Raw genomic sequence first — 26,774 nt, 5'->3', positions numbered from 1 at the left:
GCATACAGTGAGGTGCGATGAGCGGCGCCCCACTCCCACCCGAAGAGGCCCAGCGCCTGATGGCGCTCGCGTACTACGGCATCCTGGACACGCCCCGCGAGCCGCAGTTCGACCGGGTCGTGCGCCTCGCCGCGCACCTGCTGCGCACCCCGGTCGCCACCATCAACTTCATCGACCAGGCCCGCCAGTGGAGCAAGGCCAGCGTCGGTCTGAACAGCGCCGTCGCCGACCGCCGCGACTCCTTCTGCGCCTGGACGATCCTGCACGACCACCCCACCGTCATCGAGAACGCCCAGGCCGACCCGCGCTTCGCCACCAACCCCATGGTCACCGGCGACCCGCACATCCACATGTACGCCGGAGCGCCCCTGATCATGCCCAGCGGGCAGCGCATCGGCACGCTGTGCGTCACCGACCACCAGCCGCACCCGCTGAGCCCGGACGACCTGCAGGCCCTGCAGGACCTCGCCTCGATCGTCGTGAACGAACTCGAACTGCGCGCCTACCAGCAGCGCCTGAGCCTGTCCCTGAGCGCCCAGCGGGAACACAGCTCCGAACTGCAGCGCAGCCTCGACCAGGCCCAGGCGCTCAGCGGCGTGCACCAGCTGCTGAACCTCGACCTGGAACCACGCGACGCGCTGCTGGCCGTCGCCTCGCTGCTCGGCGACGCGCTGGACGCCGACCAGGCCGGTGTCTGCCGCACCCAGGGGGACGAGGTGGACCTGCAGGTCAGTCACGTCCGCCCCGACCTGCCGGTCCAGCACCAGCCGGCCGCGCCCGGCGCCCCCGCCGCCATCAGCGCCCTGGGGCTCAACCGCGTCGCCGAACCCCGCTACGTCCACGACCTGCCGGCCCTGGCCGACCGGGCCGGGGTGCCCGTCAGCGGCGACATCACGCAGGTGGCGGTCATCCCGGCCGGGCGGGACCCGCAGGGCGTCACGCACCTGATCTTCACCCGCCGCCGCGACCACCCCGTCCCCGAGTGGCGCCCCGCCGACCGCAGCCTGCTGGAGGCGACGGGCCGCGCCGCGCAGCAGATGCTCGACCACCACCAGGCGCGCGCCTGGGCCCGCCGCGACGCCCTGACCGGCATCCTGAACCGCCGCGCCTTCGAGGACGACTACGCCGCGCTGACCGAGGTGCCGTTCACGCTCGCACTGCTGGACCTCGACGGCCTCAAGCACCTGAACGACACCCAGGGCCACGCGCAGGGCGACAAACTGCTGCGCATCTTCGCCGCGGCGCTGGCCGCCGAACTGGGCCGCAGCGGCGCCGCCTACCGCTACGGCGGCGATGAATTCGTCGTGATCGCCGATCCGCTCAGCGAGGACCACCTGCTGGAATTCGTGGACGCCGCCGTGCTCGCCACCCGCCAGCTCAGCCCACTGCCCGGCGTGAGCGTCGGCGTCGCCCACAGCGGCGAGGCCAGGCGCGCCGACCTGCTCGACCTCGCCGACGCCCGCATGTACGGCAGCAAACGCCGCCGCGCCGCCCAGCGCGCCTGAGCGCGGACTCGCGCCCCCCAGTCCGCCAGGACCAGCGGGTCGGGTCAGCGGCCCAGCGCGGCGCGGCCCAGCGGGGTCAGTTGACCCTCGGGGTCGGTCAGGGCGTCCAGGCCCGGCGCGATCCAGCCCTGGTCCGGGAGGGCCGCGACCGCCTGCAGGTACGCCTCCTGCTTCCAGGGCAGGCGGGGCGGGCCGGGCAGCAGGAAGGCCGCGCCGGGCGTCGGCGCCCCGGTGACGGTCCCGGCGATGAGCGGCGCGACCTCCACGCGGACGGGCGCGCCCTCGGTGATCAGCGGGAGGGGCTGCGCGGCGCGCAGGATCTCCAGGGCGCGGGCCGTGTTCGGGGCGCTGTCCGGCAGCGGGCCGGGCCGCAGGGCCAGCGCGCCGCGCGCCTGCACGGCCGCCGTGACACGCGACGGCAGGTTCTCCAGCGTCAGCGGTGAACTGAAGGTCACGATCACCGCGACGCCCTGCTGCCGCGCCAGCCGCGTCCCGAGACTCAGCGCGCGGCCGGTGTTCAGCGTGGGCACAGCGGGCATGGTCAGTGCGACCGGTCCCAGTCCGGCGCGGCGGACGCGGCGCAGCAGGGCCGCCCAGTCCTCGCGGGTCCAGTCGCTCCATTCCTCGACCGTCACGGCCCGCCACGACCCTGTGGGCAGCGGCGTGGCCGCGCGGGCGCGCGGCGTCTGCACGGCCGTGACGCGCCAGTCCGTGACGCGCCACACCCCACCGTCCCGTTCGAGCGTGACGGTGCGCGTCTCGCGCCGCGCCACCGGCTCGGCCCAGCCGTCCGGGCCGGGCAGGGCCCGCAGGGTCCACAGCTCGTCCCGCAGGCGGAACGTGCGGCGGTCGAGCAGGCCCAGCGGCGTGGCGCGGTGCTCCCAGTCGAGCAGCAGCGCCCCGGAGCGCGGCGAGGTGGCCGCGAGCGCCTCGCGCAGCGCCCGGCCCCCCAGGCGACCCGGAAGACCCGTGGTGTCGCCGCTGCCGTGCGCGTACGTCAGTTCGCTGTAGGCCAGCAGGTACGCCTGCCGGATGTCCTCCAGCGTGATCCCGTCGGGCTGGTCCGCGCCGGGCGGGGCGGGCTGCCAGGCGAGCGTGGCGCTGGAGGGCGGCCGCCGCGCGAGGAACAGGGCGTCGACCTGCACGTCGGCCCGGCTGAGCCGCTCGAAGACCTGCGCGGACAGCAGCAGGGTCGCCAGGGCGCCAGCGGCGCTGCCGAGCACGATCAGCACGAACGCCAGCCGTTTGAGTCGCGTGCCCAGGCTGGGGCGCGGGCGGGGTCTCATGCGGACTCCGGCGGAAGCACGAGGACTCCGGGTGGCCGCGCGCGGACCGGTTGCGCCGGGCGCGCAGGTGGGGCAGTGCGGTTCACGGCCACGCGACACTCACCTCGCTGCCCGCGAGTTCGGCGCGCAGGGTCACGGCGCCAGGCAGGCGCGGCACCTCGGCGCGGACCTGTCCGGCGGCGACGGTCACGTCCGCCGTCCACACGACCGTCCCGGCGCGGCTCAGGGCGCGCAGCCGCACGGGCGTGCCGTCGTCCGGCATCGCGCCGTCCTCCCAGCGCAGCGGTCCCAGGGTCAGGACCCGCCCGGTGAACACCGCCCGTGGGCGTCCGCCCAGCAGGCCGCTACGGGCCGCCGCGCGCGCGCGGGCCTGCCAGTCGCCGCTCTGCGCGGTGAACGTGAACTGACCGGGCGTGGCGGGGGTCAGCTGCCAGCGGGCCACGCCGCTGACGGTCAGGCGCACCGCGCTGAGCCGCTCGGTGCCCGCGGTGGCCTGCAGCAGGACCGGCGTGCCGTCCGGGGCGGGGCGGCCACCGGGGGCACTCAGCTCGGCGGTGACGGTCCAGACCTCCCGTTCGCCCAGACCGATCCGGGAGGGCGTGACGCGCAGCGTGCCGCTCAGGGGCGGGGCTGGGGTGGGGCCGGGCCGGGAGAGGGCCGGGGCCGGGGGCTGGGGTGCCTGTGACTGGGGTGCCTGTGCCTGTGGTACCTGCGCCTGGGTCAGATCCAGCGCGACGCGGCCCTCCGGGGCGGCGGTCAGGGCCGCCTCGCAGCTCAGCGCGCCGGGCGGCACCGGGAGCGTCCCGGCGCGCGGCAGGGTCCGCACGACCGGCCCCGCCGGGGTATCGCAGGCGACCCGCAGGGGGCCGGTCCCGGTCACCTGCAGCTGCGCGCCGCGCACGCTCAGGCCGGGCAGGGGCGTCAGGCGCAGGCCCGCCGTGTCCGGCGGGGGACGCTGGCAGCTGCCCAGCAGGAGCACAAGGCCCAGCAGGAGCAGGAGGCCCAGCAGGGCAGGGTGCAGGGAAAGGGGGCGCGTCACGGTTCCTCCCGGTGGAAGGCGTGCGCGAACAGCCGCGAGCCGCTCACGCGGCCTCCATCCCCGATCAGTACCCGGTACCCGCGCGGCAGGGCCAGCGGCAGGTTCGCCTCGCGCGACTGCATGGGCGGCACGGCCTCCATCAGGTACGTGCGGCCCACCCACGCGACGCCGCCAGGGTCGTCCAGCGTGCCGATCACATTCGTGAGGGTCGCCTCGGCCGGGCCGGTGTTCTCGACCCGCACCGCCGGGCCGCGCCGCCACAGGTTCAGGTCCCGCGCGAGGTTGCGATTGCTGCTCACGCCGCTGGCCCGCACCGCGTAGGAGGCCACGTCGCGGATGTCCACGGTCATGCCCGGCCCGTCGAAGGTCACGAGGAACGGCGTGCGCTCGCCGGGATTCAGCCACGGCAGGAACGTCTCGGTCGCGTCGTTCCGGGCGAGTTCCTGCCCGCTGGCGTCGGTGACGTTCGCCGAGATGGTCAGGGACGCGCCCACCTGCCCCGCGTTCTGCACCTCGCCCACCACCGCCACCTGCTCGGGCGCGTCCGGCGCGTTCCGGAAGGCCACCAGCCGCTGACTGAGGACCCGCAGTGGCACCGGCGTGTCCGGCGTGGGCGGCGCGCCCACCTGCACGCCGGGCACCGCCTGGAAGCGCAGTGGCGGGCGGACGTTCAGGGTGGGGGAGACCAGCAGGCGCCAGCCCCGGTCGGTGCGGCGCAGGTCCTGGGTGACCTCCTCGGTCACGTCGCCCAGCGCCGTGAACCACGTCAGGCTCGACCGGACGGTCGCCACGGTGTCCGGCGCGTTCTGAGGGCCGCTGTACGTCACGTCCAGGACGCGCAGCGAGTCGAGTTTCGCGTAGCCGCTGCGCAGGCCCCCCACCACCGACAGGTCCAGCAGCCAGCGTTCCTCGGTCAGGCCCTCCTGCGGCTCGATCCAGGTGTACGCCTTCCCGAAGCGTTTGAAGTCCAGGTCGTCCCAGTAGCCCAGCACCGCCCGCTCGGGCGTCTCGGCGGGCCGCGACTTCAGGTACGCGAACGTCGCGCCGCCCAGCAGCAGCGTCAGCAGCACGCCGGTGTTCAGCAGCCGCCAGATCAGCGGCCGCCGCCGCGACCGCAGGCGCGCCGTGCGCCACGACCGGAACGGCAGCCACCGCACCCAGGAATGCCACCACGCGCCCTGCTGCGGCGGGGGGTCCAGGCTGTCCTCGGCCAGCAGCCGCACCCACGGCCAGCGCGAGCGGCCCCGCGGCGCGCGGACCGGCAGCAGCAGCGACAGCAGCGCCAGCACCGGCGCGCCGGACGGCAGCAGTCCCCACATCAGGCGCTGCCACACCGGCAGTTCCCGCCGGGGCAGCCGGGGCTGCACCTCGGGAATGTCCGGGCGTTCCCACACCATGATGCCGCCCGGCAGCGTCCCCAGCCTCACCCAGCCGAGCATGTGCAGCGCCGGGTCGTAGAACGCGTCGTTGCTGAGCATGAAGCGCAGGTTGTACTTCGCGGGTGTCGTGATGAACTGCCGCAGGCTGCCCAGGCCGGGCACGCCGGTGTACTTGGCGCCCTCCAGCCGCTCGACCGGCGTGGCGGTCAGTTCCGGCAGGCGCCGGGCGCTGTGGTAGTTCCCGTCGGGGGTGGTCGCGCGGGTGTTGGCACTCAGCCACGCCATCTGATCCCCGAAGCCCAGCACCATGTAGCGGTAACGGTCGCGCCCCCCGGATTCCAGGAAGTTCACGATGGGCCGCACGTCGATCCGGTCCGGCTGGAACTTGCGGTAGTACGTCAGGGCGCTGATGCTGACCGACAGGATCAGCGCGGCCGTCACGAACAGCAACCCCAGCGCGTGGTGCACCCGCGCCCCGAAGCGTGCCTGCACGAACACCCGCCACGCCCCGTGCCGCCACGACTCGATGACCAGCCCGGCCAGCGGCAGGATCAGCATGCACGCCCAGAACGTGAAGCGGTCCAGGGTCAGGATGTCGAACGCGCCGCGCAGCAGTTTCTTCGGGATGGGCGTGGTCCCGCCCGTGCCGAGCAGGCTCAGCAGCAGGATGCTGGCCATCATCGGCCAGCGCGGCAGGCCCCGGTGACTGTAGAACCCGCGGCGGACCGCGTCCCAGTAGATGGGCAGCAGCGTCGCCCACGGCACCAGCCAGAACATGAACCCGAAGTCGCGCCGCACCAGGAAGTTCGCGCGGCTGCCGTGCGGGATCGGCACCTGCGTGATCGGGTCGGCGCGGCTCCACAGCCAGTACGGCAGCACGACCAGCACCAGCGCCATGATGGCCGACACGCCGTACAGGCCGCCCCGGTACACGCGCGGCAGCACCCGGTACACGCGCCGCCACACCCGCCACCAGCCGCTGCGCCCTTCGGCCGGGCGGGGCCGCGAGGCACCCTCCAGCACCACCGCCAGCAGCACCGGCGCGATGAAGAACACGCTGCCGAACAGCGTCGTGACGTGATGCGCGGCCGTGGTCGCCGCGGTCCACATGGCCGCGCGGATCAGGTACGTCTTCTGCCCGGTCCGCACCCAGCGCACCGCGAACGGAATGGCATTCAGCAGCAGCCCCAGACTGAGGGTGGTGGGCAGCTGCCCGAACACCTGCACCGTCTCGGCGATGGCGCTCGACAGGATCAGCAGCACCGCGCCGTACCCGGCCGCGCGGGCCGTGACGAACACCTTCCCAAAGCGGTACATGCCGACCGTCAGGCCGGTCAGGGCCAGGATCTGCGTGGCGGCGAACGCGCCCATCAGGCCCAGCGGGAAACTCAGCAGCGCGATCAGGTAGTGACTGAGCGGCGGGTACGACGTCAGCGAGAACCCGGTGTACCACCCGCTCTCCCACGGGTCGAAGAAGGACTTCGCGTAGTGCGCGCCGAAGTACACGTGAATCAGGGCGTCGTACGTGCGCGTGAACGACCCGCTGATCAGCTGCGTGCCGTGCAGCACCAGCATCAGCAGCAGCGCGAAGGCCAGCAGCCGCCCCCCGGCGCGTTCGTCCTCGCCCGGCGGGAGCAGCGCGCCCGGCAGGTCCAGGCTGGGGCGGGCCTCGCCGCCGTCGCCCTGCGTGTCGCCCAGCGCGACGGGCGCCCGCCGCTTCCGCCAGCCCCACAGCGGCGCCAACCCGTCCGCCAGCCGCTCCCCGAATCCGCCCACCGGCCCGGCCAGTGGGCGGAGCCGTTCCCTGAGCCGCCCGGTCAGCCCTTCCACGCGTGCCAGGTGGCCCTCCGGCGGGTCAGCCACCCATCCCGGCGGCAAACACGGCGTCAAGGAGTTCGTAGCGGCTGAAGGGTTTGAACAGCACGCTGCGCGCCCCCAGGCTCAGGGCCTGTTCACGCAGGACCTCCTCGCCGCTGCCGGTCAGGACGATCACCGGCGGCGCGTCCGGCGTGCCGCGCAGGTCACGCAGCAGGTCCAGGCCCGAGCGGCCCGGCAGCATCAGGTCGGTCACGATCACGTCCACCGGGCCGCGCGCGAGTTCCTCGAAGGCGGCCTCGACCGACTCGGCCTCCAGCGGCTTGTGCCCGCCCTGCTGCAGGATGTGCCGCACCAGCAGCCGCATGCCCGGCGCGTCCTCCACGATCAGGACGTGCTTGGACGGCACGTGCCCTAACAGGGTCACGTTCGCCGGCAGGTGCCGCGTCACCTGGGGTCCTCCAGACCGAAGACCCGGCCCAGCATGGTCAGGGACATCAGTTCATGCACCGCCGGACTCGCGCGGGTCAGGCGCAGCGACCGGCCCTCGCGGCGCCGGTCCTTCAGGGCGCTGACCAGCGCCGCGAGGGCGCTGCTGTCCATGAACGGCACGTCCGCCATGTCCACGCGCAGGTCACCGGTCTGCCCGGCGTGCTCCGCGAGCGCGGCGCGTAAATCCAGGGCGTTCTGGGCGTCCAGGCGTCCGGAGAGGATCAGTTCAGGGCCGTTCACGGTGTAGGTCAGGGGCATCGGGGGCAGCATCCTTTCAGGCGTCGTCAGATGAGTGCGGAGAGGTCGGGCGCGCGCAGTCGCAGCGTCTGGCGGTTGAACTGTGCCTTGCGAGCATAATGCCATTCCCGCGCGCAGCGCTGCGCGATCAGCAGCCCGTACCCGTGTTCGCGCAGCTCCCCGCCCTCCTGCGGCGCGGCGCTGCGAGGATCGAACGGCGACCCGTCGTCCATCAGGGTCACCAGAATGTCCGCGCCGGAGGTGTGCGCCCGCAGCGTCACCTCGCGCGCCCCGCCGTGCCGCACCGCGTTCACGAACAGTTCCGTGATCGCCAGTTCCGTCGGCATCAGCGCCGGGTGGTCCGGCGGCACCGCCTCGCGCAGCGCCTCGCTGAGGGTCGCCAGGGCCTGCAGGTCGCCCGGCAGGCGCCGCTGCACCCCGCGCGCCGCCGGGTCGCGCTGCAGCACGAGCAGCGTCAGGTCATCGGCCACCTCGAAGCCGCGCAGGCCCGAGACCGCCTGCCGGATGAACGAGGTGGGCGCGACCTCCGACGCGAGCTGCCGGGTGCGGTCCAGGCCGAACGGCACGCCCGCGGCGTCCTCCGCCTCGAACAGGCCGTCGCTGTACACCAGCAGCGCGTCGCCCGGATGCAGCCACACCCGCTCCACGTCCACGTGCAGCAGTGGGAAGGTGCCCAGCGGCGGCGCCGAGGCCCGCACCTCCTCCAGGCGCCCGTCGGCGCGGCGCAGCAGCACCGGCGGATGCCCGATGTTCAGCACGCGCAACTGCCCGTCGGGCCGCACCTGCATCGCCGCGAGCGTGCAGAACGCCCCCGAGCGTTCCAGGTGGTCGTGCAGCGCCTCGCCCAGCGTGCTGTTCAGCGACGACGAACGCGCCGCGACCGTGAACGCCGACGCGAACATCGCCGTGATGATCGCCGCCGGGAGGCCCTTGCCGCTCACGTCGCCCGCGACCAGCCACTCGGCCTCCTGGAACTGGAAGTCCCCGCCGAAATCACTGGCGGGCTGCGAGTGCAGGTGCAGGTGGTACCCCGGCGGGGTCCGCAGCGCCTCGGGCGTCACGGCGCGCCACACCGCCCGCGCCTGCCGCCGGTCGCGCTCCTGCAGTTCGTACCGCGCCGCCTCGCGCCGCCCCTGCATGGCCCGCAGGGCCGCGTCGAGCAGTTGCGCGAGCGTGCTGATCAGTTCCCGCTCGCCCGCCAGGAAATCGCGCTTGCCCCACAGGGCCAGCCAGCCCTGCTCCAGCGGCACCGCCAGCACCGCCGTCAGCCGCCACGCGCCCACGAACGGCGCGCCGGTATACAGCGCGCCCGCCGGGAGGACCGCCGGGTGATCAGGCGGACGCACGCCGCGCAGCCAGCCCGGCGTGTCGCCCAGCCACTCGCCCCGCACGTTCAGCGCCGCGCCCGGCGTGCTGATCAGCGCCGCCGCCTGCTGCACCAGCCCGGTCGCCTGCGCCTCGTCGGTCAGGGCCAGCGCCTGCGGGATCAGGCGCTGCAGGAACACCAGCTGATCACTCAGGTCCGCGACCTGATCCAGCAGTTCCGTGAAGGGATCGGGCGCGTCCATGGCCGCGCTCAGCGGATCGGCAGCACGGCGTACAGGCCCGTGATCTCCATGGCCAGCCGCACGCCGTCCTGAACGTTCACGATCCCGAGGTCCTGCCCGGCGGACCGCGCGGCGCGCACCAGGCGCACCAGCGCCGCCAGCCCACTGGAATCCATGAACGTCACGCCGCCCAGGTCCAGGGTCGTGCGCGCCGCGAGCGGTTCGGCCGCCGCGAGGAACCCCGGCACCTGGTGCGCGTCCAGGCGTCCGCTGAGTGACAGGTGCAGGTCGTCCGTATCGCGGCGCACCTGAATGTCGAGGGTGGTGGGGGGTCGGGTCATGCCTGGGCCTCCTGGGCGCGGGGTGAGGGACCGGGCGCGGCGCCCGTGAGGTCTTCAATGTGGAGCAGGTACCAGTCTGCCACGTCGGAGAGCGGCAGGCTGGACGCCACCCGCCAGTTCGCGTCGCCCAGCGCCGCCGCCTGACGCGGGTCGCTCAGCACGCGCCACAGCGCGTCCGCCAGGGACTCGGGGTCCTCGGGCTCGAAGAATTCCGCGCGGTAGCCCTCGTCCTGGATCAGATCCGCGAGGTCCCCGATGTTCGGCATGACCGCGCCGCGCCCGAACTCCCCGGCCTGGTGCAGCACGCCGCTGCTGCCGGTCGTGGCGTTGTACGGGAAGGCCACGACCGTGCTGTCACTGAACACGCGCGGCACGTCCTCCTCGGCGACGTAGCCGGTGAAGGTGATGTTCGGCACGTCCGCGAACTGCGCCTGCACGCCCGCGAGGTACCCCGGCGCGTTCGGCGTGTCACTCCCGGCGATCACCAGCCGCGTGCGCGGATCGCGTTCCAGCAGGCGGCGGTGGGCCTCGATCAGCACCTCCACGCGCTTGTACGTCCCGAACTTCCCGAAGGTCATCACGGTCGGCACCTCCGGGAACGGCTGCGGCGGGAGGGGCAGCTGGAACGTCCCGTGCGGCGCGAGGAACACGTTCTGGGCGCCGTACTCCTCGCGCAGCAGCTTCACGTAACGCGGCAGGGTCGTCGCCACGAGGTTCGACGCGAGCAGCGCCCGCGTGAACAGCCGCCCGAACGCCCGCGTGACCTTCACCTTCAGCGGATTCCCGCCGAAGCCCGCGCGGTCCAGGTCCACCGTCTCGAACAGGTTGTGCAGCAGCGTCACGCTGGGCGTCCCCAGCGCCCGCGCCAGCATGGGCGTGAGCAGCCCCAGCGCCGCCGGGACGCGCCGGTCCCCGAAACTCGCCATCTGCAGGTTGAAGATCACCGCGTCGGGCCGCGCGCGGCGCAGCGCCAGCAGCAGCCGCGCCGCCGACAGCGGATCGTTGAAGTCCCACACGCGCCGCACGTTCGGAGCGTCGGCGGCCTCCTGCCCGGCGGGCAGCCGGTCGGCCAGGATGGTCATGTGTCCCACCTCGGGCTTGTCCGCCAGCACCCGCGAGAGGTGCAGGCCGTACTCGTTCAGGCTGCGCCGCCCCGGCGGGTACGCCGTGACGACTGCCAGGTGCAGCCCGTCGCGGCGCGGGTGGCCGCTGCCGTGCAGGCGGCGCAGCATCAGGACGTCCTTGAGGAACTTCACGGAGTCTTTCACGGGATCCACCTTGCTGTCCGGGGCGTCCACCCAGCGGACCGGGACCTCCACGACGCGCAGACCGTCACGCGCCGCGAGGTACAGAAGTTCCAGGTCGAAGGAGAACCCGTCGAGCACGCCGCGCCGGAACAGGTCGCGGGCCACCTCGCCCCGGAACAGCTTGAAGCCGCACTGGGTGTCCTCGGCGGTCACGCCGGTCAGCACCCGCGTCACGCGCCGCAGCCCGCCGGACACCAGCCGCCGCAGGGGGCTCTTGCCGACCTCCTCGGCGCCCTCGGCGGCGCGCGACCCGATCGCGACGTGCGCCCCGGCGCGGACCGCCGCGATCAGGCGCGGCAGTTCCTCGATGGGCGTGCTGTTGTCCGCGTCCGCGAACAGGATCAGGTCGCCGCGCGCGGCGCGCACGCCCCGGCGGACCGCGCCGCCCTTGCCGGTGTTCGCGTGCCGGATCACGCGCAGGTTCGCCCAGGGCAGCGCCCCGACCAGGTCGGCGGTGCCGTCGCGGCTGCCGTCGTCACTGACGATCAGTTCCCACGGCTCGCCGATGGCGCTGACCGCCACCGCGAACGCCGCCAGGGTCGGCAGGATCCGCTCGGACTCGTTGTACGCGGGCACGACGATACTCAGGGTGACTCGGGGCAGCGGCACGTCACGCCACTGCTCAAACGCGGGATACGACACGGGTAAACCTCCAGGAGTGAGGGATGAGGGAGGACGCGGCGCTCAGGAGCAGGGTACCCTTCCCGACCGCCACGAAGAGCGTCAAATGTGATGGTTGATGCGAGGACACCAGCGCCAGCAGCAGCATCGCCGCGCCGGACAGCAGGTACGCCCGCGCCGTGAGCAGCTGCGCGCCGCGCCCGCCCGAAGCGAGCAGGTGATTCATGGCCGTGCCGGCCACCGTCAGCGCCAGGGTGCCCAGCGCCGCGGCGGGCAGCAGCGCCGAAGCGCCCGGCAGCGCCCCGCCGAACGCCACGCGGGCGCACAGCTCCGGCGCGAGCGCCAGCAGCGCCGCCGGGACGCCCGCCACGAGCAGCGTCGCGCCCAGCGCACCCAGCAGCAGGGGCCGCAGCGGCTCCCCGGTGGCGGCGCGGCGGGCCACGAGCGGGAACGCCGCGACCTGCACCGCCCACCCGGCGAAGAACACCACGCGCGCCAGGGTGGCTGCCGCCGCGAACGCGCCCGCGTCACCGGGGGCGAGCAGCGCCCCGGCCAGCAGCACGTCCCCGTACAGCAGCCCACTCTGCGCGGCGGCGACCAGCGCCAGCAGCCGCTTGCCTTCCGCTTCCGGCGCGGCAGCTCCGGCCGTGCCGGAGGCCGGGCAGGGCCGGACCAGCGGCAGCGCCAGCAGCATCCCCAGCAGTGTCGCCGCGACCGCCGCCGCCGCGCCCGGCAGGACCAGCAGCAGCGGCGCCGTCAGCGCGATCTTCAGGCCGTGCTCGGCCAGCAGACTCAGGCCGAACGCGGCGGCCCGGCCGTCCCGCTGCGCCGCGCCGCGCCACGCGCCCAGCAGCGCCAGCGTCGGGACGGTCAGCGCGAACGCCGCCACCCACGCGGGCTGCAATCCCAGCAGGCCCGCCAGTGGCGAGAGCAGCAGCAGCGCCGCGCCCAGCAGCCCACCGGCCCGCAGCGCGGCGGCGGTGTTCGCCCCCTGCGCGCGGCGGGACGTGGCCTGCTGGAACGCGATCGGCAGCGCAGCCGACAGCATGAACAGCGACGTGAACGACGCGAACGCCCCGTACTGCGAGGCGTCCAGCCAGCGGCCCAGCAGCAGCGTGAACGCGTAGTTCAGCGCGCTGCTCAGCAGGATGGCCGCGACCGTCAGCAAGCCCTGCATGGATTCTCGGCGTCCGTTCACGCGTTCCATGCTGCCCCGCCGGTCATCACCGGGAGCTTTCACTGGGGGCTGCATGCGAAAAACCACGGCTGAGACGCAAATATCGGTGTGCCTTAACCTGATGGGGGGTTGTGGGACGGGAATTCTGACAGACCATGACGGCCCCGAACCATGAACGTGGCGCCTCGTTGCCGGGCTGGGCGGGTCACACTGGAGCCATGCGACGCCTGCGCCCGGTCCTGTGCGCCCTGCTCCTCCTGGCCAGCCCCGGCGCGCAGGCCCGGACGGGCAACCGGCCGGACTGGACGGCCCTCGCCGCCCGCTTCCCGGCGTTTGCCGGCGCGGCCGTGGACACGCGCGCGGGCCGACCCCGGCTGACGCTGCTGTGGGCCGGGCCGGGGCAGCCCCCCGTACGTGCCCTGACCGACGCGCTGACCGAGACTCTGGGCGGGGAGGCCCGCGAGATCGCCCGCAGCGGCGCCGTGCAGGTACGCCCCGCGCGCTTCACGCTGGCGCACCTGCTGGACACCGAGCGAGCTGTGGGCAGTGTGGGACGGCTTGCCCCCCTCCTGAACCGGGTGGTGGTGCCGGTGGGCACGCCCAGGGTCGGGCCGCCCGGCATCACGGTCACGGCCGACGAGGTGGCCCGCGAGTCTCGCCTGAGTGTCTTCGTGCGCCCGACCTCCCCGGCGCGGGGGGCGCTGGCGGTCGACGTGCGCGTCGTGAATACCGGACGCTGGCCGGTGCGGGTGGACTGGGACTGCTTCGTGGTCCGGTTGCGGCTGCTGGACGCGCGGGGAAAGGACGTGACGGTCCTGCCGGACGAGGCGTGCGCGGGCGGCCCGACAGTGATCCTGTGGCCGGGCGAGGTCCGGCGCGCCGAGCCGGTCCTGCCGGTGCTGGATGGCCTCCCGGCGGGACGCTACCGCCTGCGGGCGGAACTGGAGGTGGCGGGCCTGCGGGCCGCGCGCGAGGCGACGCTGGACTGGCGGCCCTGACCCCCAGCCGTGACCCCGTCCCCGCTCGCAGCGTCCGTTCGCGTTCAAAATTGACGTTCACGTACATTTCTGCCTATGCTGGTGGCCTCAACCCCCCGCCGCACGTCCCCTCACCCGGAGGTTCACCCCGCATGGCCCTGAAAGACCTGTTCAACCTGACCGGCAAGGTCGCCCTCATCACCGGCGGCAGCCGCGGCCTCGGCCTCCAGATCGCCGAGGCGCTCGGCGAATACGGCGCGACCGTCGTCCTCACCGCCCGCAAAGCCCACGAACTCGACGAAGCCAAAGCGCACCTCGCCTCCATGGGCATCACCGCGCACGTCTACCCCAACGACCTGGGCGCCTTCGACACCATTGATCCGCTCGTGGAACGCATCCACGCCGAGGTCGGCCCCATCGACATCCTCGTGAACAACGCCGGGGCCACCTGGGGCTCCCCGACCGTCGACCACCCCATGGAGGCGTGGATGAAGGTCATGAACGTCAACGTGAACGGCCTGTTCCTCATCACCCAGAGCGTCCTGAAACGCTGCATGCTCCCCGCCGGGAAGGGCCGCATCGTGAACGTCGCGTCGGTCGCCGGGCTGCAGGGCAACGACCCCCGCATGGCCCCCACCGTCGCGTACAACACCAGCAAGGGCGCCGTCGTGAACTTCACCCGCGCCCTGGCCGCCGAGATGGCCGACAAGGGCGTCACCGTGAACAGCATCTGCCCCGGGTACTTCCCCACCAAGATGACCAAGGGGACCCTGGCGTACGGCGAGCAGAACATCCTGGAATCCACGCCCATGCACCGCCTCGGCACCGACGAGGACCTCAAGGGCCTCGCGCTGCTCCTCGCCAGCGACGCCAGCGCCTACATGACCGGGCAGAACATCGCCGTGGACGGCGGCGCCGGCGTCGTATGACCACCCCCACCGGACTCCGACCGGACGAACTGGCCGCGCACGTCGGGCAGCAGGTCGCGCTGTCCGACTGGGTGGAGGTCACCCAGGACCGCATCCAGGCGTTCGCGGACGCCACGGGCGACCACCAGTTCATCCACGTCGACCCCGAACGGGCCGCGCAGGGCCCCTTCGGCGGCACCATCGCGCACGGGTTCCTGACCCTGTCGCTGCTGGCCGGGGAGTTCATGACGTGCGGCGGCAGCCCCCACATCGACGGCGCGCGGATGACCGTCAACTACGGCCTGAACCGCGTGCGCTTCATCGCGCCCGTCCGCGCCGGAGCACGCCTGCGCAACCGCGCCGTGCTCCAGTCCGCCGAACCGGGCCAGGGTTTTGTTCAGATCACGGTCGCGAACACCATCGAGATCGACGGGGCCGATAAACCCGCCTGCACCGCCGAGAGCGTCTACCGGGTCTACCTGTGACCGACATGCTCTCCATGGCGCAGGGCGTGCTGGACGCCCAACCGTTCAGCACCCTCGTTGGCGCCCGCGCGACTCGCTTCACCCCCGACGAGGTCGAGGTGCGTCTCGCCCTGCGGCCCGACCTGACGCAACACCACGGCTTCGCGCACGGTGGCCTCCAGGCGACGCTGGCGGACATCACCCTGACGTTCATGGGGGCCGCCGCGCTGGGGCCGAGCGTCCTGACGAGTGAATTCAAGATCAACTTCCTGCGGCCCGCGCAGGGCGACACCCTGATCGGACGCGGCAGCGTCATCAGCGCCGGGAAACGGCAGGCCGTGACCCGCTGCGACCTCTACGCCGCGCAGGACGGTCAGGAGAAACTCGTCGCCACGGCACTGGGCACCATCGCCCGCGCGGACGTGCCATGAAGATCGGCAGCCGCTACACCCTGGAGCGCCCCACGACCGGCGAGGTGCTCGGCACCCTGACCGTCACCGCCACCGAGATGTTCGCAATTCGGGGCACATTTGAGGCTACACCCACCTTCGACCCGTACCGCCCACTGTTCGACGAGGACGCCCGCCTCGCGCGGCAACTCGCCGAGGATCCCGACCCGGAGCTGCTGGAGCGCGCCGAGGCGGTCCTGGACGGCCTGATGTCGCTGGGCCTGATCCTGCGCGGCGAGGCCGGGCGGGGCTACCGAGACTTCCTGCTGGGCATCGACGGTGACGAGGCCAGCTTCCGCCCCCTGACTGAGGAGGAATCCCTATGACGATGTTCGACGTGTCCCCCCGCGCCCGTGACCTGCACGCGCGCCTCACCGCGTTCATGGACGCGCACATCTACCCCAACGAGGCCGAGGTCGCCCGGCAGATCGAGTCGGGGAACCGCTGGGAGCACCTCCCGATCATCGACGAACTGAAACCGAAGGCGCGTGCCGAGGGCCTGTGGAACCTGTTCCTGCCGCCCGCCAGCGACCCGGACGGCACCTTCGGGCCGGGCCTGTCGAACCTGGAGTACGCGGGCCTGTGCGAGGTCATGGGCCGCGTCTGGTGGGCGCCGGAGGTGTTCAACTGCTCGGCGCCCGACACCGGGAACATGGAGGTCCTGGCCCGCTACGGCACGCCCGAGCAGCAGGAGCAGTGGCTGATCCCGCTGCTGAACGGCGAGATCCGCAGCGCGTTCTCCATGACCGAACCCGACGTCGCCTCAAGCGACGCGACGAACATTCAGTCCAGCATCACCCGCGATGGGGACGAGTACGTCGTGAACGGCGACAAGTGGTGGACGAGCGGCGCCGGGGACCCCCGCTGCAAGATCAGCATCTTCATGGGCAAGACTGACCCGAGTGCCGAACGGCACCGCCAGCAGAGCATGATCCTGGTGCCCCTGGACGCGCCGGGCGTCACGAAGGAACGCATGCTGACCGTGTTCGGGTACGACGACGCCCCGCACGGCCACGCGCAGATGACCTTCCGTGACGTGCGCGTGCCCGCCGCGAACCTCCTGCTCGGCGAGGGACGCGGTTTCGAGATCGCGCAGGGCCGCCTCGGGCCGGGCCGCATCCACCACTGCATGCGCCTGATCGGACAGGCCGAACGCGCCCTGGATCTCATGGTGCAGCGCGCCGCGTCCCGTACCGCGTTCGGCAAACCCCTCACCGGGCACCAGCACGTCCGCGAGGCCATCGCCGCGAGCCGCATGGAGATCGACCAGGCTCGCCTGCTGACTCTGCACGCCGCGCACATGATGGACACCGTCGGGAACAAGGAGGCGCGCGGGCAGATCGCCGCGATCAAGGTCGTCGCGCCGAACGTCGCGCTGCGCGTCATCGACCGCGCCATTCAGGTGTTCGGCGGGGCGGGCGTCAGCCAGGACACGCCCCTGGCGATGATGTACGCCCAGGCGCGCACCCTGCGCCTCGCGGACGGCCCGGACATCGTGCACGCCGAGACGGTCGCCAAGGAAGAACTGCGCCGCCAGGGCGTCAGCGGACGCCGCTGAGTCATACGAACTCCGATTGAATGGCTTACAAAGCCGTTCAATCCGAGCAGAGCGAGTGGGAGAGAAACGGGTTCCGGACGTGGAGTTGGCAACCCGGTGCTGTCCCGGGTTGTTAACGAAACAAACGGAATCCGTACCAGCCGCGCATCCCGGGTTTTCTCCTCCCCCTTCAGGGGGGAGGCCGGGAGGGGGTGCGGGAACCGAGGAGTGATCATGGACTTGAATCAGGCGGTGGCGGTGGTGACGGGGTCGGCGTCCGGGATCGGTCGGGCGCTGGCGGCGCGGCTGGCGCAGGAGGGCGCGGTGGTGGTGGCGTCCGACCGGAACGCGGAGGCCGGGGCGCGTGAGGCGGCAGCGATCGGCGCGCGGTTCGTGCCGGCCGACGTGGGGCAGGAGGCCGGGGTGAAGGCCCTGATCGACGACGTGCTGGCGCACGAGGGCCGCGTCGACCTGCTGTGCTCGAACGCGGGACTGGCCGTCGGGAACGGTCTGGAGGCGCAGGACGCGTTGTGGGACGTGTCGTGGCGCGTGAATGTCCTGAGTCACGTGTGGGGCGCGCGGCACGTGTTGCCGCACATGCTCGCGCGCGGGAGCGGCACGCTGTTGCAGACGGTGTCGGCGGCGGGCCTGCTGACCGAGGTGCATTCCGCGCCGTACGCGGTGACGAAGCATGAGGCGCTGGCCTTCGCGGAGTGGCTGGCGATCACGTACGGGGACCGGGGCATCAGCGTGGCGGCGCTGTGCCCGGAGTGGGTGCAGACGCCCCTGATCGCGGGCGCGCCGCACCTGCAGGCCGGGGCGATCACGCCCGAGGAGGTCGCCGGGGCGGCCGTGACTGGCCTGCGGTCGGGGCAGTTCCTGATCACGACGCATCCGATGACCGTGCGGGCCTTCCAGGCGCGCGCGAATTCGCATGACCGCTGGCTGGGCCGCGTGCGGGACCTGTCGCGGCAGACGACCGAACAACTCGCCGGGGGCCACGCGTTCCCGGATGCACTGGAGGGCTGACATGGACTTTGAACGGAAAGTGATCGTGGTGACGGGCGCGGCGTCAGGGATCGGGAAGGCGCTGGCGGCGGCGTTCGTGCAGGAGGGCGCGACGGTGGTCGCCTCGGACCGCAACGCGGAGCTGGGCGCGCAGGAGGCGGCCGTGATCGGGGCGCGCTTCATCGCGGCGGACGTGGGGCAGGAGGCGGGCGTGAAGGGCCTGATCGACGACGTGCTGGCGCAGGAGGGCCGCATCGACCTCTTCTGTTCGAATGCGGGCATCGCGGTGGGGGAGGGGCCGGACACCCCGGACCGCGTGTGGGATCTGATCCAGCGGGTGAACGTCATGAGTCACGTCTGGGCGGCGCGGCACGTCCTGCCGCACATGCTGGAGCGGGGGGACGGGTACCTGCTGAACACCGCGTCGGCAGCGGGCCTGCTGACGGAATTGCACTCCGCGCCATACGCCGTGACCAAGCACGCCGCGCTGGCGTTCGCGGAGTGGCTGAGCATCACGTACGGTGACCGGGGCATCAAGGTCGCCGCGCTGTGCCCGGAAGGCGTGTGGACGCCCATGATCCAGAACGCGCCCCTGCTGCAGCAGACGGCCATCACGACCGACGAACTGGTCGCGAGGACGCTGGAGGTGCTGCGCGCCGACGGGTTCCTGATCACCACGCACCCCAGCACCCTGAAAGGATTCCAGCTCAAGGCGGCGGATTACGACGGCTGGATCGGGAAGATGCGGCACCTGCGCGGCAAGGCCATGGCGTTGCTGCACGCCCAGCAGGACGGGGCAGAGGCGGGGGAGGCGAGCCGTTGACCGCGCCGGACGCCGCGCCCGTCCGCCCCGGCGAGGAACTCCCGCTGGAGGCGCTGCGGGAGGCCCTGCGCGGCCGGGTGCCCGGCGACGTGGAGGCGCTGGAGGTCCTGCAGTTCCCCGGGGGCTTCTCGAACCTGACGTACCTGCTGCGCCTGGGTGAGCAGGAGTACGTGCTGCGCCGCGCGCCGCTGGGGCCGCTCCCGAAGGGCGCGCACGACATGACCCGCGAGGCGAACCTGCTCTCCCGCATCCACCCGGTGCTGCCGGTCGCCCCGGCGCCGCTGCTGGTCGTGGAGGACGCGGGCGTGATCGGCAGCCCGTTCTACCTGATGGAGCGGCGGCGCGGGACGGTCGTGCGGACCAGCCTCCCGCCCGAGTACCGCGACCTCCCGGACGCGCCGGAGCGGCTGGGCGCGGCCCTCATTGATACGCTGGCGGACCTGCACGCGGTGGACGTGAGTGCCGCGGGGTTACGTGACCTGGGGAAACCCGAGGGCTTCAACCGCCGTCAGGTGGACGGCTGGGCGGGCCGCTGGCGCCGCGCCCGCGAGGCTCTCCAGGACACCGGGGACCTCCCCCCACCTGCCGAGCTGCGCGACGAACTGGTGATCGCGTGGCTGGAGGCGCACACGCCCACGGAAACGGCGCACGCGCTGGTCCACAACGACTTCAAGCTGGACAACCTGATGCTCGACCCCCACGATCCGGGCCGGGTGGTGGCGCTGCTGGACTGGGAGATGACCACGCTGGGCGACCCGCTGGTGGACCTGGGCCTGACCCTGACGTACTGGACGATGCCGGAGCTGCCCGGCGGCGCGCCCAACCGCGTCGGGGCGGCGGCGCCGGGCTTTCCGGACCGGGACGAGCTGGTGGCCCGTTACGAGGCCCGCAGCGGGCGACGCGTGGCGGACGCGCTGCCGTGGTTCGAGGTGCTGGGGCACTTCAAGCTCGCGGTGATCGTCATCCAGATCTTCGCCCGTTACCGCCTGGGGCAGACGCAGGACCCGCGCTTCGCGCCGCTGGCCGCGCAGGCCGCGTGGCTGATGCGCCGCGCCTGGGAGCTGATCCGGACGCAGGACGCGCGTGAGTGAACTGCGGCTGATCCGCCACGGGCAGGCCACGCCGTTCGAGGCCGACACCGACCGTCTGTCCCCGCTGGGCGAGACCCAGGCCCGCGCGGTCGGCGCGGCGTTCCAGGCGGAGGGCTGGGTGCCCACGCACGTCCTGCACGGCCCCCTCGTGCGGCAGCGGCGCAGCGCGGGGCTGGCGGCCGGGCAGGCGAGCGGCTGGCCTGCTGCGACCCAGGACGCCCGGCTGGCCGAGTTCGACGGGGACGGCCTGATCCGTACACTGGCGCCGCTGCTGGCCGCGCGGGACGACGCGTTCGCCGCGCAGGTCGCCGCCTTCCGCGCCAGCGACCCCCAGACGCGCAACAGCACCTTCCAGGCGCTGCTGGAGACGGTCGCGGCCGCGTGGCAGGCGGGCACCCTGACCCACCCGGACGTGGAGACGTGGGCGGCGTTTCGCGCGCGGGTTCTCGCGGCCCTGGCGGACACGCTGGCCCTGCCCGGCGGGAGCCGCGTGGCGGTCTTCACGAGTGGCGGCGTGATCGGCCTGACGCTCGCCCGCGTGCTGGACGCCACGGACGCCACGGCCCTGCGCCTGAACTGGCGGGTGCGCAACGCCAGCGTCACCCGCCTGACCTTCGGCGGTGGGCGCGTCAGCCTGGACAGTTTCAACGAGGAGGCGCACCTGCCGCCCGCCGAGCGGTCATGGCGGTGACCGGCCGCGCAGCAACCCACATGACGCCGGGCGTCAATGCCGCTATCCTCTGCAGCGTGTTCCCCCCAGTGAAAGAGATTTGTGCCGCCCTCCCCGCTAGGGTGGACGCATGAACGTCCGCGAGGTCCTGACCGCCACCGATGATGCGGTCTACCGCACCGCGCAGGTCATCACGGTCCTGCAGGCGCACCGCGCGCGCGGCCCCTGGCTGCGCCTGATCGCCGTGCCCCGCCCCGGCAACCTGCCTGAACTGCTGGCCGTGCAGGGCGACAAGGTCCGCCGCCCCGGCAACTCCGTCGGCATGAACTCCAACATGGGGCACACCCAGCACCTCGCCACGCGCTGCATGGCGGACCTGGGCGCCGACCCCGGCACCCTCAGCGGTCTGCTGCAGACCCAGGCGGTCGCGGAACTGCTCTCGACGCCGCTCGACGAGCAGATCGTGCAGGCCACCCAGGCGCTCGTGGCGCTGCTGGACGAACGGTCCGCCCAGGCCAAACAGGCCAGCAAGCCGCGCTTCTGGTTCCGCGCCAAGGCGGCCGAGGTGGACGACACCCCGCCGACCTCCCCGAAGGTCACCGAGCAGATCGAGCACCTGCGTGCCCTGCTCGGCGAGGTGCCCATCGTGACGCTCGCGGACGTCGCCCTCGACTGGGACGACGTCAGCATCGACACCGCCCTGTAGTTCCGCGGGGTCTGGTGGCGCTCAGGCGCGCGCGCTGCGCCTGGGCGCCTCCGCCCGTTCCGGCGCGGCCAGCCGGGGCAGCAGCCCGCCGGGCAGGGTCAGTTCGCGGTTGCTGACGAACGTCGGGACGCCCAGCGCCTCGGCCCGGCGCAGCGCGAACCGCCGGGCGCGGGTGGTCACGGCGTAGTCCAGGCCGTACACCTCCAGGTGCAGGCGGCGCGCCTGCGCGACCAGCGCGGCCGTGTACTCCAGTTCGTGCCGTTCGTACGTGCGGTACCCGTCGGCCCAGGTGGTGGACAGCGCCTCGATCAGCACGCCGTTGATGGTCCCGCCCAGGCGCGGCAGCAGCCCGAAGCCACGGTTCGCCATCAGGTAGCAGGGTCCGGCCCACTGCCGCACCTGCCGCACGAGTTTCAGCATGGCGCGCACCTGCACCGGGTCGCTGGCACTGTCGAGCGTGTCGAGCAGGAACCCGTCGAACACCGCCTTGTGCGCCAGGACCTGCGCCTCGATCCGCGCGCGCCACTCCGGGTGGCGGGCGTCCACGGGCCGCAGGTGCCAGTGCGGGTCGGGCGCGCCACGCAGCCACTCGCCGTGCGGACTGCTGTCCATGCCCAGGCTCAGGTACGCCAGGACCTGCACGCCGCGCGACTGCAGCCAGCGCACGGCGTCCACGCGGTAGTGGCCGGGCTGCACGATGACCCGCTGGTAGCGGCACAGGACGTTCAGGGCGTTCGGGCCGTAGTACACGCTCAGGGCGCGGCGGCCTGGCGGTCCGGCGGTCCGGGCCGGCGGCTGCAGGTACGTCAGGGGGTGGCGGAGGTGTCCGGTCATGGGGCCTCCTGCCAGGCGCCGGGGTGCCGGGAAGCGCAGGGGACGCGTGCGGGGGCGTAGCCCAGGACCGGAGACCGGGCCAGACACTGGGCTGCGGACTGGGCCGCGTGGCGGGCGGGGCGGGGCGCCCCCCACCTCCCGAGCAGCGTCATACGGATCCCGTGTGTTTCGCCCTCCAGCCGGAACATCACCGGGTTGCGACCTTCACGCCCGGAACCCGTTTTGCTCCGACTCATACGGATTCCGTTTGTTTCGTTAACAACCCGGAACGACACCAGGTTGCCAACTCCACGCCCGGAACCCGGTTCTCTCCTGCTCGCTCCGCTCGGGTTGAAAGATTTTGCAAACCTTTCAACCGGAGTCCGTATCACTTCGCTCGGATTGAACGGCCTTATAAGCCATTCAATCGGAGTCCGTCTCAGGAGGTGGGCCAGCAGTCGGGCCAGCAGGCGGGCCGGAGCGCAGCGGGTTCCGGGCGTGGGGGGCTGGTGACCCGACCTGTTCACGACGTGGGCGGCTGCAGGCCACCGCGCGGTGGGCGCGGCCCCCTTCACTGGACGGGCAGAGTGACGCTCTGACCGGCCCCCAGGGTCACGAGACTGATGGTCCGGCCGGCGTAGTTCGTCTGCGTGCCGCCCAGTGCGCCGGTCACGAAGGCTGGGCCGCCGCGTTCGGAGGTGACGGTCACCGTGTTCGACGCGCGGTTCCAGCTGCCGCTCACGCCGGCTTTCAGGGCAAGGGTCCGGTCGCGCATGTACGGGCCCAGGTCGTCCCAGCGCCAGGTGTTCAGCGGCAGCGTGGAGTACCGGGCGTACTTCTTCAGCACGGCGCCCAGCCAGTCGCTGGCGAGGCTCCTGTTCAGGCTGAACTGCCGCAGGTTGTTCTGGTGCATGTAGTGCGGGAACGCGCTGCCGGACAGGACGTGACCCAGCGCCAGATCGCTTTCCTTGTCCAGGTACTCGGCGTAGGTCAGGTTGTGATCCCAGTAGGGCGCGGTGCCGGTCGGGCCGTACACGCTGTTGTAGGCACTGACGGCCTGGTTGGGGTTGGTGACGCTGTAGAACACGTTCGTGGGCCAGCGCGGCACCAGGAAGATGGACGGGTTCAGCGGGTGGTACAGCCCGCAGTTCGTGCAGGTGGGGTCCCACTGTCCGTCCACCGAGCGGTTCGACGCGAGGTAGCGCACGCCGGTCGCCTGCGCGGCGTTCAGGAACGCGAGGTTCGACGCGCCCAGCCCGAAGTTCGTCTTGGGGCCGTCCCCGGCGGGGTTGTAGTAGCCCAGGCCGGACATGTCGCCCGTCACGAGCCCCTGCGCGCTGAGTTTCAGGCCGAACGCCTGCGCGACACTCAGGTTCGGGGCGAGCTGCGCCATCGACTGGTCGTACGTCAGGAAGTCCATGTACTCGTGGTCGAGGGTGTGACTGACCCAGTCGAACGTGTTCGCGAGGCACTTGGTGGCGCTGGACAGCGTGTCGGGCGTCCCGAGGGGGAAGGGGGCGCAGCTGGCGGGCGCGCTGGCGTTCGCGCCGCCCCCGTTGTACGCGATGGTGAAGTTCAGTGCCGGGGCGACCGGGTACAGCGCCCGCAGGGACGCCAGTTGCACCGGGAGGTTCATGGCGTCCACCGCCGCGATCCGGAACCCGTCGGCCCTGATGGTGCCGGTCGAGGGGTTGTACACGTCGCCCGGCAGGAACCAGTCGTCGATGTCCAGCTGCGCGAAGCGGCGGTACTCGCCCAGCCGCACGCCCCGCGTCAGCCAGTTCGTCAGGGAGTACCCCAGCAGGGTGCTGTGCAGCAGGTAGGGGTTCTGCGCGAAGGTCAGCGCGACCCGCTCGCGCCCGTCGGTGGTGGACTGCACGCCCAGCACGCGACCGTTGGGATCGCGCAGCAGTGGCGTGCTGCTCACGCCGGGCACGGTCGCCAGGGTGGACGGGTAGTTGTACGCGTACCGCACCGGAATGTTCACCTGCCGCAGGTCGCTGAGCACCCCCGAGGCGGCGGCGGTGGGTTTCACGTCCGCGCTGCTGCTCGCCACGCCGGCGTCCCGCAGGCCGTAATCCTCCGGCCAGGTGCCGGGGTAGGTGTACAGTGACAGCTGCCGCGCGCGGTAGTCCTTCTGGTACTGCCACAGCAGGTTCCATCCGGCCCAGTCCAGTGCGCTCTGGAACACGCCGGGACTGGCCTCGTACGCGAGGTTCCCGGTGGTGAGGATCACGCCCTGGTAGCGCCCGCTGCCGTCCGGCGCGACCAGCGACTCCGGGGTCAGGGGCGTCTGCGCGGGGAAGATCACGTCGTAGGGCACGCCCGCCTGATCGAGCATGGCGCGGGCCGTGTCGAGGTTGCTGTCCGCACCTCCGGCCAGGATCAGGACCCGCAGGGCGACCACGTCGGTGTTCGGCGTGACCGCCAAAGGCCGCAGCGGCAGCGGCGTGCGCGGCCCGGTCAGGTCCGGCAGGGGGCGCAGGTTCTCCCCGCGGGGCGTGGCGGCGCCGGGACGGGTCAGGTCGCTGATCAGGTGGCCGCTGTGTGCGGCGGTGGTGTGGTCGTCCGTGACGGGCAGCGCCGCGTCCTCGGTCGCCGGGGCGGTGCGGGTCGCGCAGGCGGCCAGCAGGACGCTCAGGGCCAGCAGTTTCAGGTGCTTCATGCGGTCACTCCTGCCCCGGCGGGGCGGCGGCCTTCAGGCCGGGGCGTTCAGGTAGGCGTCGGGGGTGGGCACGGGCGTGCCCAGGTTCATGCCGGGCATCAGCATCCCGATGTACCGGTCGAAGTCGGCGTTCGCGCGGTCGTAGTCCTCGGGACGGCCGATGTCCAGCCAGTACCCGTCGAAGGGGTAGCTGGCCGGGCGGATCTCGCGCGACAGCAGGTCCAGTACCAGGTCGTCGAACCCGAAGGGTTTCCCGGCCGGGTAGCGCGTCAGGGTCTCGCGGCTGAAGCCGTAGATGCCCATGCTGACCATGAAGTTGAACACCGGTTTCTCGCGGAAGTGCAGGATGGTGCCGCCCTCGATGTCCAGCACCCCGAACTCGCTCCTCACCTCGCGGGCGTAGGTGGCGACCGTCACGGGCGCGCTGCTGGCCGCGTGCTGCCGCAGCAACTTGGCGTGGTTCAGGTTCGTCAGCACGTCCCCGTTCATCACCAGGAAATGCTCGGGCAGGCGGTCCAGTGCGCCCAGCAGTGGGCCGATGGTGCCCAGCGGGCTCGCTTCCTCCAGGTACGTGACCGAGAGCCCGAAGCGGCTGCCGTCCCCCACGAACGAGCGGATCAGGGTGCCCATGTGGCCGATCGCCAGGGTCACGTGCGTGAACCCGTAGTGGGACAGCTGATGCATCACGATCTCCAGGATCGAGTAGCGGTCCCCGATGGGCACCAGGGGCTTGGGAACACAGGTGGTGTAGGGCCGCAGCCGGGTGCCTTTCCCGCCAGCCAGGATCACTGCGTGCATGGTGGAACCTCCTCGGGCCGCTCGGACCCGCGTCGAAAGAGGGCGTCGGGGGGGGAGTTCGGCGTGTCAGATGGTGTACTGGTCGGGCCGGTAGTGCGCGAGGTTGCGCGGCTCCAGGAACCAGCGGCTGGTCTCGTCCAGTCCGGCGTGCAGGTCGAAGCGGGGCGCCCAGCCGGTCGCGGCGCGCAGTTCGCTGTTGTCCCCGACGAGCCGCATGACCTCGCTGTTCTCGGGGCGCAGGCGCTGCGTTTCCTCCTCGACCTGCACGTCGCGGCCCATCACGTCCGCGATCACGCGGATCAGGTCCCCGACACTGACCTCCACCCCGGTCCCGGTGTTCAGGGTGCGGCCCACCACCCGCTCGTGCGGGGCCTCGCCGACCGCCTGGAAGGACCGCGCGGTGTCGCGCACGTAGTTGAAGTCCCGCGTGGGCCGCAGCGCCCCGACCCGCACGACCGGGCGGCGCGCGGCGATCTGCGAGATGATGGTGGGAATCACCGCGCGCGCCGACTGGCGCGGCCCGTACGTGTTGAAGGGCCGCAGGGTCACGACCGGCAGACCGAAACTCAGGTGGTACGCCTCGACCAGTTTGTCCGCCGCGATCTTCGTCGCGGAGTACGGCGACTGCCCCTGCAGCGGGTGCCGCTCGGTGATGGGCACGCTGCGGGCCGTGCCGTACACCTCGCTGGTGCTGGTGTGCACCAGCCGGGGCGTCTGCAGGTCCCGCGCGGCCTCCAGGACGTTCAGGGTGCCGACCACGTTCGTCTGCACGTACGAGTGCGGCGCCGCGTACGAGTACGGAATGGCGATCAGTGCCGCCAGGTGGTACACCACGTCCGCGCCGCGCATGAATTCCCGCACGCACACCGGGTCGCGCACGTCGCCGAGGACCACCTCGACGTGGGCCATGATCTCGGGCGGCAGGTCGTCCAGCCAGCCCCAGCTGCCGAAACTGTTGTACAGCACCATGGCCCGCACCCGCGCGCCGCCGCGCACGAGCGTCTCCACGAGGTGCGAACCGATGAAGCCCTCGGCCCCGGTCACCGCTGCCAGTGTTCCCATGTCTCCTCCCCTCCGATCGGGCGCACGCACCCACCC

At 72.4% G+C, this 26,774-nt stretch carries 25 protein-coding genes; 12 read left to right on the top strand and 13 right to left on the bottom strand.

Annotated elements, in window-relative coordinates:
• Window positions 1-17: 17 nt before the first annotated feature.
• A complete protein-coding gene (locus EXW95_RS01050; RefSeq protein ID WP_174365963.1) occupies window positions 18-1,505 on the top strand; it encodes a sensor domain-containing diguanylate cyclase in 1,488 nt (495 codons plus the stop codon).
• Window positions 1,506-1,549: 44 nt separating this feature from the next.
• Here EXW95_RS01050 and EXW95_RS01045 read toward each other — a convergent pair whose 3' ends face one another.
• The 9 genes from EXW95_RS01045 to EXW95_RS01005 form a co-directional block, all read right to left on the bottom strand.
• Window positions 1,550-2,791 carry a hypothetical protein gene (locus EXW95_RS01045; protein ID WP_174365962.1) on the bottom strand — a complete coding sequence of 414 codons (1,242 nt, stop codon included), beginning with the start codon at window positions 2,789-2,791 and terminating at the stop codon, window positions 1,550-1,552.
• Between the two features lie 82 nt (window positions 2,792-2,873).
• Window positions 2,874-3,830: a hypothetical protein gene (locus tag EXW95_RS01040; RefSeq protein ID WP_174365961.1), complete on the bottom strand. Its 957-nt coding sequence runs from the start codon at window positions 3,828-3,830 to the stop codon at window positions 2,874-2,876.
• Entirely contained in the window at window positions 3,827-7,072 is a 3,246-nt protein-coding gene (locus EXW95_RS01035; RefSeq protein WP_174365960.1) for a 6-pyruvoyl-tetrahydropterin synthase-related protein, read from the bottom strand. The genes EXW95_RS01040 and EXW95_RS01035 overlap by 4 nt, the downstream gene beginning before the upstream one ends.
• The gene (locus EXW95_RS01030; RefSeq protein ID WP_174365959.1) at window positions 7,065-7,475 is read right to left on the bottom strand and encodes a response regulator; all 411 of its coding nucleotides are present in this window, start codon (window positions 7,473-7,475) and stop codon (window positions 7,065-7,067) included. The genes EXW95_RS01035 and EXW95_RS01030 overlap by 8 nt, the downstream gene beginning before the upstream one ends.
• A complete protein-coding gene (locus tag EXW95_RS01025) occupies window positions 7,472-7,774 on the bottom strand; it encodes an STAS domain-containing protein (RefSeq protein WP_058978979.1) in 303 nt (100 codons plus the stop codon). Before EXW95_RS01025 ends, EXW95_RS01030 begins: the two co-directional genes overlap by 4 nt.
• 26 nt (window positions 7,775-7,800) lie before the next feature.
• A complete protein-coding gene (locus EXW95_RS01020) occupies window positions 7,801-9,342 on the bottom strand; it encodes an ATP-binding SpoIIE family protein phosphatase (RefSeq protein ID WP_174365958.1) in 1,542 nt (513 codons plus the stop codon).
• A gap of 8 nt (window positions 9,343-9,350) precedes the next feature.
• Window positions 9,351-9,662: an STAS domain-containing protein gene (locus EXW95_RS01015; RefSeq protein ID WP_174365957.1), complete on the bottom strand. Its 312-nt coding sequence runs from the start codon at window positions 9,660-9,662 to the stop codon at window positions 9,351-9,353.
• A complete protein-coding gene (locus EXW95_RS01010; RefSeq protein ID WP_174365956.1) occupies window positions 9,659-11,611 on the bottom strand; it encodes a glycosyltransferase in 1,953 nt (650 codons plus the stop codon). The genes EXW95_RS01015 and EXW95_RS01010 overlap by 4 nt, the downstream gene beginning before the upstream one ends.
• The gene (locus EXW95_RS01005; RefSeq protein WP_174365955.1) at window positions 11,592-12,788 is read right to left on the bottom strand and encodes a hypothetical protein; all 1,197 of its coding nucleotides are present in this window, start codon (window positions 12,786-12,788) and stop codon (window positions 11,592-11,594) included. Before EXW95_RS01005 ends, EXW95_RS01010 begins: the two co-directional genes overlap by 20 nt.
• Window positions 12,789-12,985: 197 nt before the next feature.
• Here EXW95_RS01005 and EXW95_RS01000 point away from each other — a divergent pair, with 197 nt between their 5' ends.
• The 11 genes from EXW95_RS01000 to EXW95_RS00950 all read left to right on the top strand — a co-directional run bounded on the left by EXW95_RS01000 (window position 12,986) and on the right by EXW95_RS00950 (window position 21,400).
• Window positions 12,986-13,765, top strand: a complete 780-nt coding sequence (locus EXW95_RS01000; RefSeq protein ID WP_174365954.1) for a hypothetical protein — start codon at window positions 12,986-12,988, stop codon at window positions 13,763-13,765.
• A gap of 131 nt (window positions 13,766-13,896) precedes the next feature.
• Window positions 13,897-14,673, top strand: a complete 777-nt coding sequence (locus EXW95_RS00995; protein WP_174365953.1) for an SDR family oxidoreductase — start codon at window positions 13,897-13,899, stop codon at window positions 14,671-14,673.
• The gene (locus EXW95_RS00990; RefSeq protein WP_174365952.1) at window positions 14,670-15,137 is read left to right on the top strand and encodes a MaoC family dehydratase; all 468 of its coding nucleotides are present in this window, start codon (window positions 14,670-14,672) and stop codon (window positions 15,135-15,137) included. Before EXW95_RS00995 ends, EXW95_RS00990 begins: the two co-directional genes overlap by 4 nt.
• Before the next feature lie 5 nt (window positions 15,138-15,142).
• On the top strand, window positions 15,143-15,547 hold the full coding sequence (locus EXW95_RS00985) for a PaaI family thioesterase (RefSeq protein ID WP_174366033.1): 405 nt from the start codon (window positions 15,143-15,145) through the stop codon (window positions 15,545-15,547).
• Window positions 15,544-15,891, top strand: coding sequence for a hypothetical protein (locus tag EXW95_RS00980; protein WP_174365951.1), 348 nt, complete (start codon window positions 15,544-15,546; stop codon window positions 15,889-15,891). The genes EXW95_RS00985 and EXW95_RS00980 overlap by 4 nt, the downstream gene beginning before the upstream one ends.
• Window positions 15,888-17,123 carry an acyl-CoA dehydrogenase family protein gene (locus tag EXW95_RS00975; protein WP_174365950.1) on the top strand — a complete coding sequence of 412 codons (1,236 nt, stop codon included), beginning with the start codon at window positions 15,888-15,890 and terminating at the stop codon, window positions 17,121-17,123. The genes EXW95_RS00980 and EXW95_RS00975 overlap by 4 nt, the downstream gene beginning before the upstream one ends.
• A gap of 213 nt (window positions 17,124-17,336) precedes the next feature.
• Window positions 17,337-18,131 (top strand): SDR family oxidoreductase, encoded by a 795-nt coding sequence (locus EXW95_RS00970; RefSeq protein WP_174365949.1) that lies wholly within the window; start codon window positions 17,337-17,339, stop codon window positions 18,129-18,131.
• A 1-nt stretch (window position 18,132) separates the two neighbouring features.
• Window positions 18,133-18,933 (top strand): SDR family oxidoreductase, encoded by an 801-nt coding sequence (locus EXW95_RS00965; protein ID WP_174365948.1) that lies wholly within the window; start codon window positions 18,133-18,135, stop codon window positions 18,931-18,933.
• Window positions 18,930-20,024: a phosphotransferase family protein gene (locus EXW95_RS00960; protein ID WP_174365947.1), complete on the top strand. Its 1,095-nt coding sequence runs from the start codon at window positions 18,930-18,932 to the stop codon at window positions 20,022-20,024. Before EXW95_RS00965 ends, EXW95_RS00960 begins: the two co-directional genes overlap by 4 nt.
• Complete coding sequence (locus EXW95_RS00955) at window positions 20,017-20,715, top strand: histidine phosphatase family protein (RefSeq protein WP_174365946.1); 699 nt, start codon at window positions 20,017-20,019, stop codon at window positions 20,713-20,715. The genes EXW95_RS00960 and EXW95_RS00955 overlap by 8 nt, the downstream gene beginning before the upstream one ends.
• A 109-nt stretch (window positions 20,716-20,824) precedes the next feature.
• Window positions 20,825-21,400: a hypothetical protein gene (locus EXW95_RS00950; protein WP_174365945.1), complete on the top strand. Its 576-nt coding sequence runs from the start codon at window positions 20,825-20,827 to the stop codon at window positions 21,398-21,400.
• Window positions 21,401-21,421: 21 nt separating this feature from the next.
• Here EXW95_RS00950 and EXW95_RS00945 read toward each other — a convergent pair whose 3' ends face one another.
• The 4 genes from EXW95_RS00945 to EXW95_RS00930 all read right to left on the bottom strand — a co-directional run bounded on the left by EXW95_RS00945 (window position 21,422) and on the right by EXW95_RS00930 (window position 26,738).
• Window positions 21,422-22,234 (bottom strand): endo alpha-1,4 polygalactosaminidase, encoded by an 813-nt coding sequence (locus tag EXW95_RS00945; protein ID WP_174365944.1) that lies wholly within the window; start codon window positions 22,232-22,234, stop codon window positions 21,422-21,424.
• Between the two features lie 550 nt (window positions 22,235-22,784).
• Window positions 22,785-24,878, bottom strand: a complete 2,094-nt coding sequence (locus EXW95_RS00940; protein WP_174365943.1) for a hypothetical protein — start codon at window positions 24,876-24,878, stop codon at window positions 22,785-22,787.
• A 33-nt stretch (window positions 24,879-24,911) separates the two neighbouring features.
• Window positions 24,912-25,676: a sugar phosphate nucleotidyltransferase gene (locus EXW95_RS00935; RefSeq protein ID WP_174365942.1), complete on the bottom strand. Its 765-nt coding sequence runs from the start codon at window positions 25,674-25,676 to the stop codon at window positions 24,912-24,914.
• A 66-nt stretch (window positions 25,677-25,742) separates the two neighbouring features.
• Window positions 25,743-26,738: a GDP-mannose 4,6-dehydratase gene (locus tag EXW95_RS00930; RefSeq protein ID WP_174365941.1), complete on the bottom strand. Its 996-nt coding sequence runs from the start codon at window positions 26,736-26,738 to the stop codon at window positions 25,743-25,745.
• Window positions 26,739-26,774 lie beyond the last annotated feature (36 nt).

Source organism: Deinococcus sp. JMULE3 (assembly GCF_013337115.1).
GTDB lineage: Bacteria > Deinococcota > Deinococci > Deinococcales > Deinococcaceae > Deinococcus.
The sequence above is the reverse complement of the archived record's forward strand: the minus strand, read 5'-3'. Positions and strand labels throughout refer to the sequence as shown.

What these genes read in the sequence shown, in the direction of transcription:
- EXW95_RS01050 (WP_174365963.1), top strand. Translation starts at nt 18, where the DNA reads ATGAGCGGCGCCCCACTCCCACCCGAAGAGGCCCAGCGCCTGATGGCG.
- EXW95_RS01045 (WP_174365962.1), bottom strand. Translation starts at nt 2,791, where the DNA reads ATGAGACCCCGCCCGCGCCCCAGCCTGGGCACGCGACTCAAACGGCTG.
- EXW95_RS01025 (WP_058978979.1), bottom strand. Translation starts at nt 7,774, where the DNA reads ATGCCCCTGACCTACACCGTGAACGGCCCTGAACTGATCCTCTCCGGA.
- EXW95_RS01020 (WP_174365958.1), bottom strand. Translation starts at nt 9,342, where the DNA reads ATGGACGCGCCCGATCCCTTCACGGAACTGCTGGATCAGGTCGCGGAC.
- EXW95_RS01015 (WP_174365957.1), bottom strand. Translation starts at nt 9,662, where the DNA reads ATGACCCGACCCCCCACCACCCTCGACATTCAGGTGCGCCGCGATACG.
- EXW95_RS01000 (WP_174365954.1), top strand. Translation starts at nt 12,986, where the DNA reads ATGCGACGCCTGCGCCCGGTCCTGTGCGCCCTGCTCCTCCTGGCCAGC.
- EXW95_RS00995 (WP_174365953.1), top strand. Translation starts at nt 13,897, where the DNA reads ATGGCCCTGAAAGACCTGTTCAACCTGACCGGCAAGGTCGCCCTCATC.
- EXW95_RS00990 (WP_174365952.1), top strand. Translation starts at nt 14,670, where the DNA reads ATGACCACCCCCACCGGACTCCGACCGGACGAACTGGCCGCGCACGTC.
- EXW95_RS00985 (WP_174366033.1), top strand. Translation starts at nt 15,143, where the DNA reads ATGCTCTCCATGGCGCAGGGCGTGCTGGACGCCCAACCGTTCAGCACC.
- EXW95_RS00980 (WP_174365951.1), top strand. Translation starts at nt 15,544, where the DNA reads ATGAAGATCGGCAGCCGCTACACCCTGGAGCGCCCCACGACCGGCGAG.
- EXW95_RS00975 (WP_174365950.1), top strand. Translation starts at nt 15,888, where the DNA reads ATGACGATGTTCGACGTGTCCCCCCGCGCCCGTGACCTGCACGCGCGC.
- EXW95_RS00970 (WP_174365949.1), top strand. Translation starts at nt 17,337, where the DNA reads ATGGACTTGAATCAGGCGGTGGCGGTGGTGACGGGGTCGGCGTCCGGG.
- EXW95_RS00965 (WP_174365948.1), top strand. Translation starts at nt 18,133, where the DNA reads ATGGACTTTGAACGGAAAGTGATCGTGGTGACGGGCGCGGCGTCAGGG.
- EXW95_RS00950 (WP_174365945.1), top strand. Translation starts at nt 20,825, where the DNA reads ATGAACGTCCGCGAGGTCCTGACCGCCACCGATGATGCGGTCTACCGC.
- EXW95_RS00945 (WP_174365944.1), bottom strand. Translation starts at nt 22,234, where the DNA reads ATGACCGGACACCTCCGCCACCCCCTGACGTACCTGCAGCCGCCGGCC.
- EXW95_RS00940 (WP_174365943.1), bottom strand. Translation starts at nt 24,878, where the DNA reads ATGAAGCACCTGAAACTGCTGGCCCTGAGCGTCCTGCTGGCCGCCTGC.
- EXW95_RS00935 (WP_174365942.1), bottom strand. Translation starts at nt 25,676, where the DNA reads ATGCACGCAGTGATCCTGGCTGGCGGGAAAGGCACCCGGCTGCGGCCC.
- EXW95_RS00930 (WP_174365941.1), bottom strand. Translation starts at nt 26,738, where the DNA reads ATGGGAACACTGGCAGCGGTGACCGGGGCCGAGGGCTTCATCGGTTCG.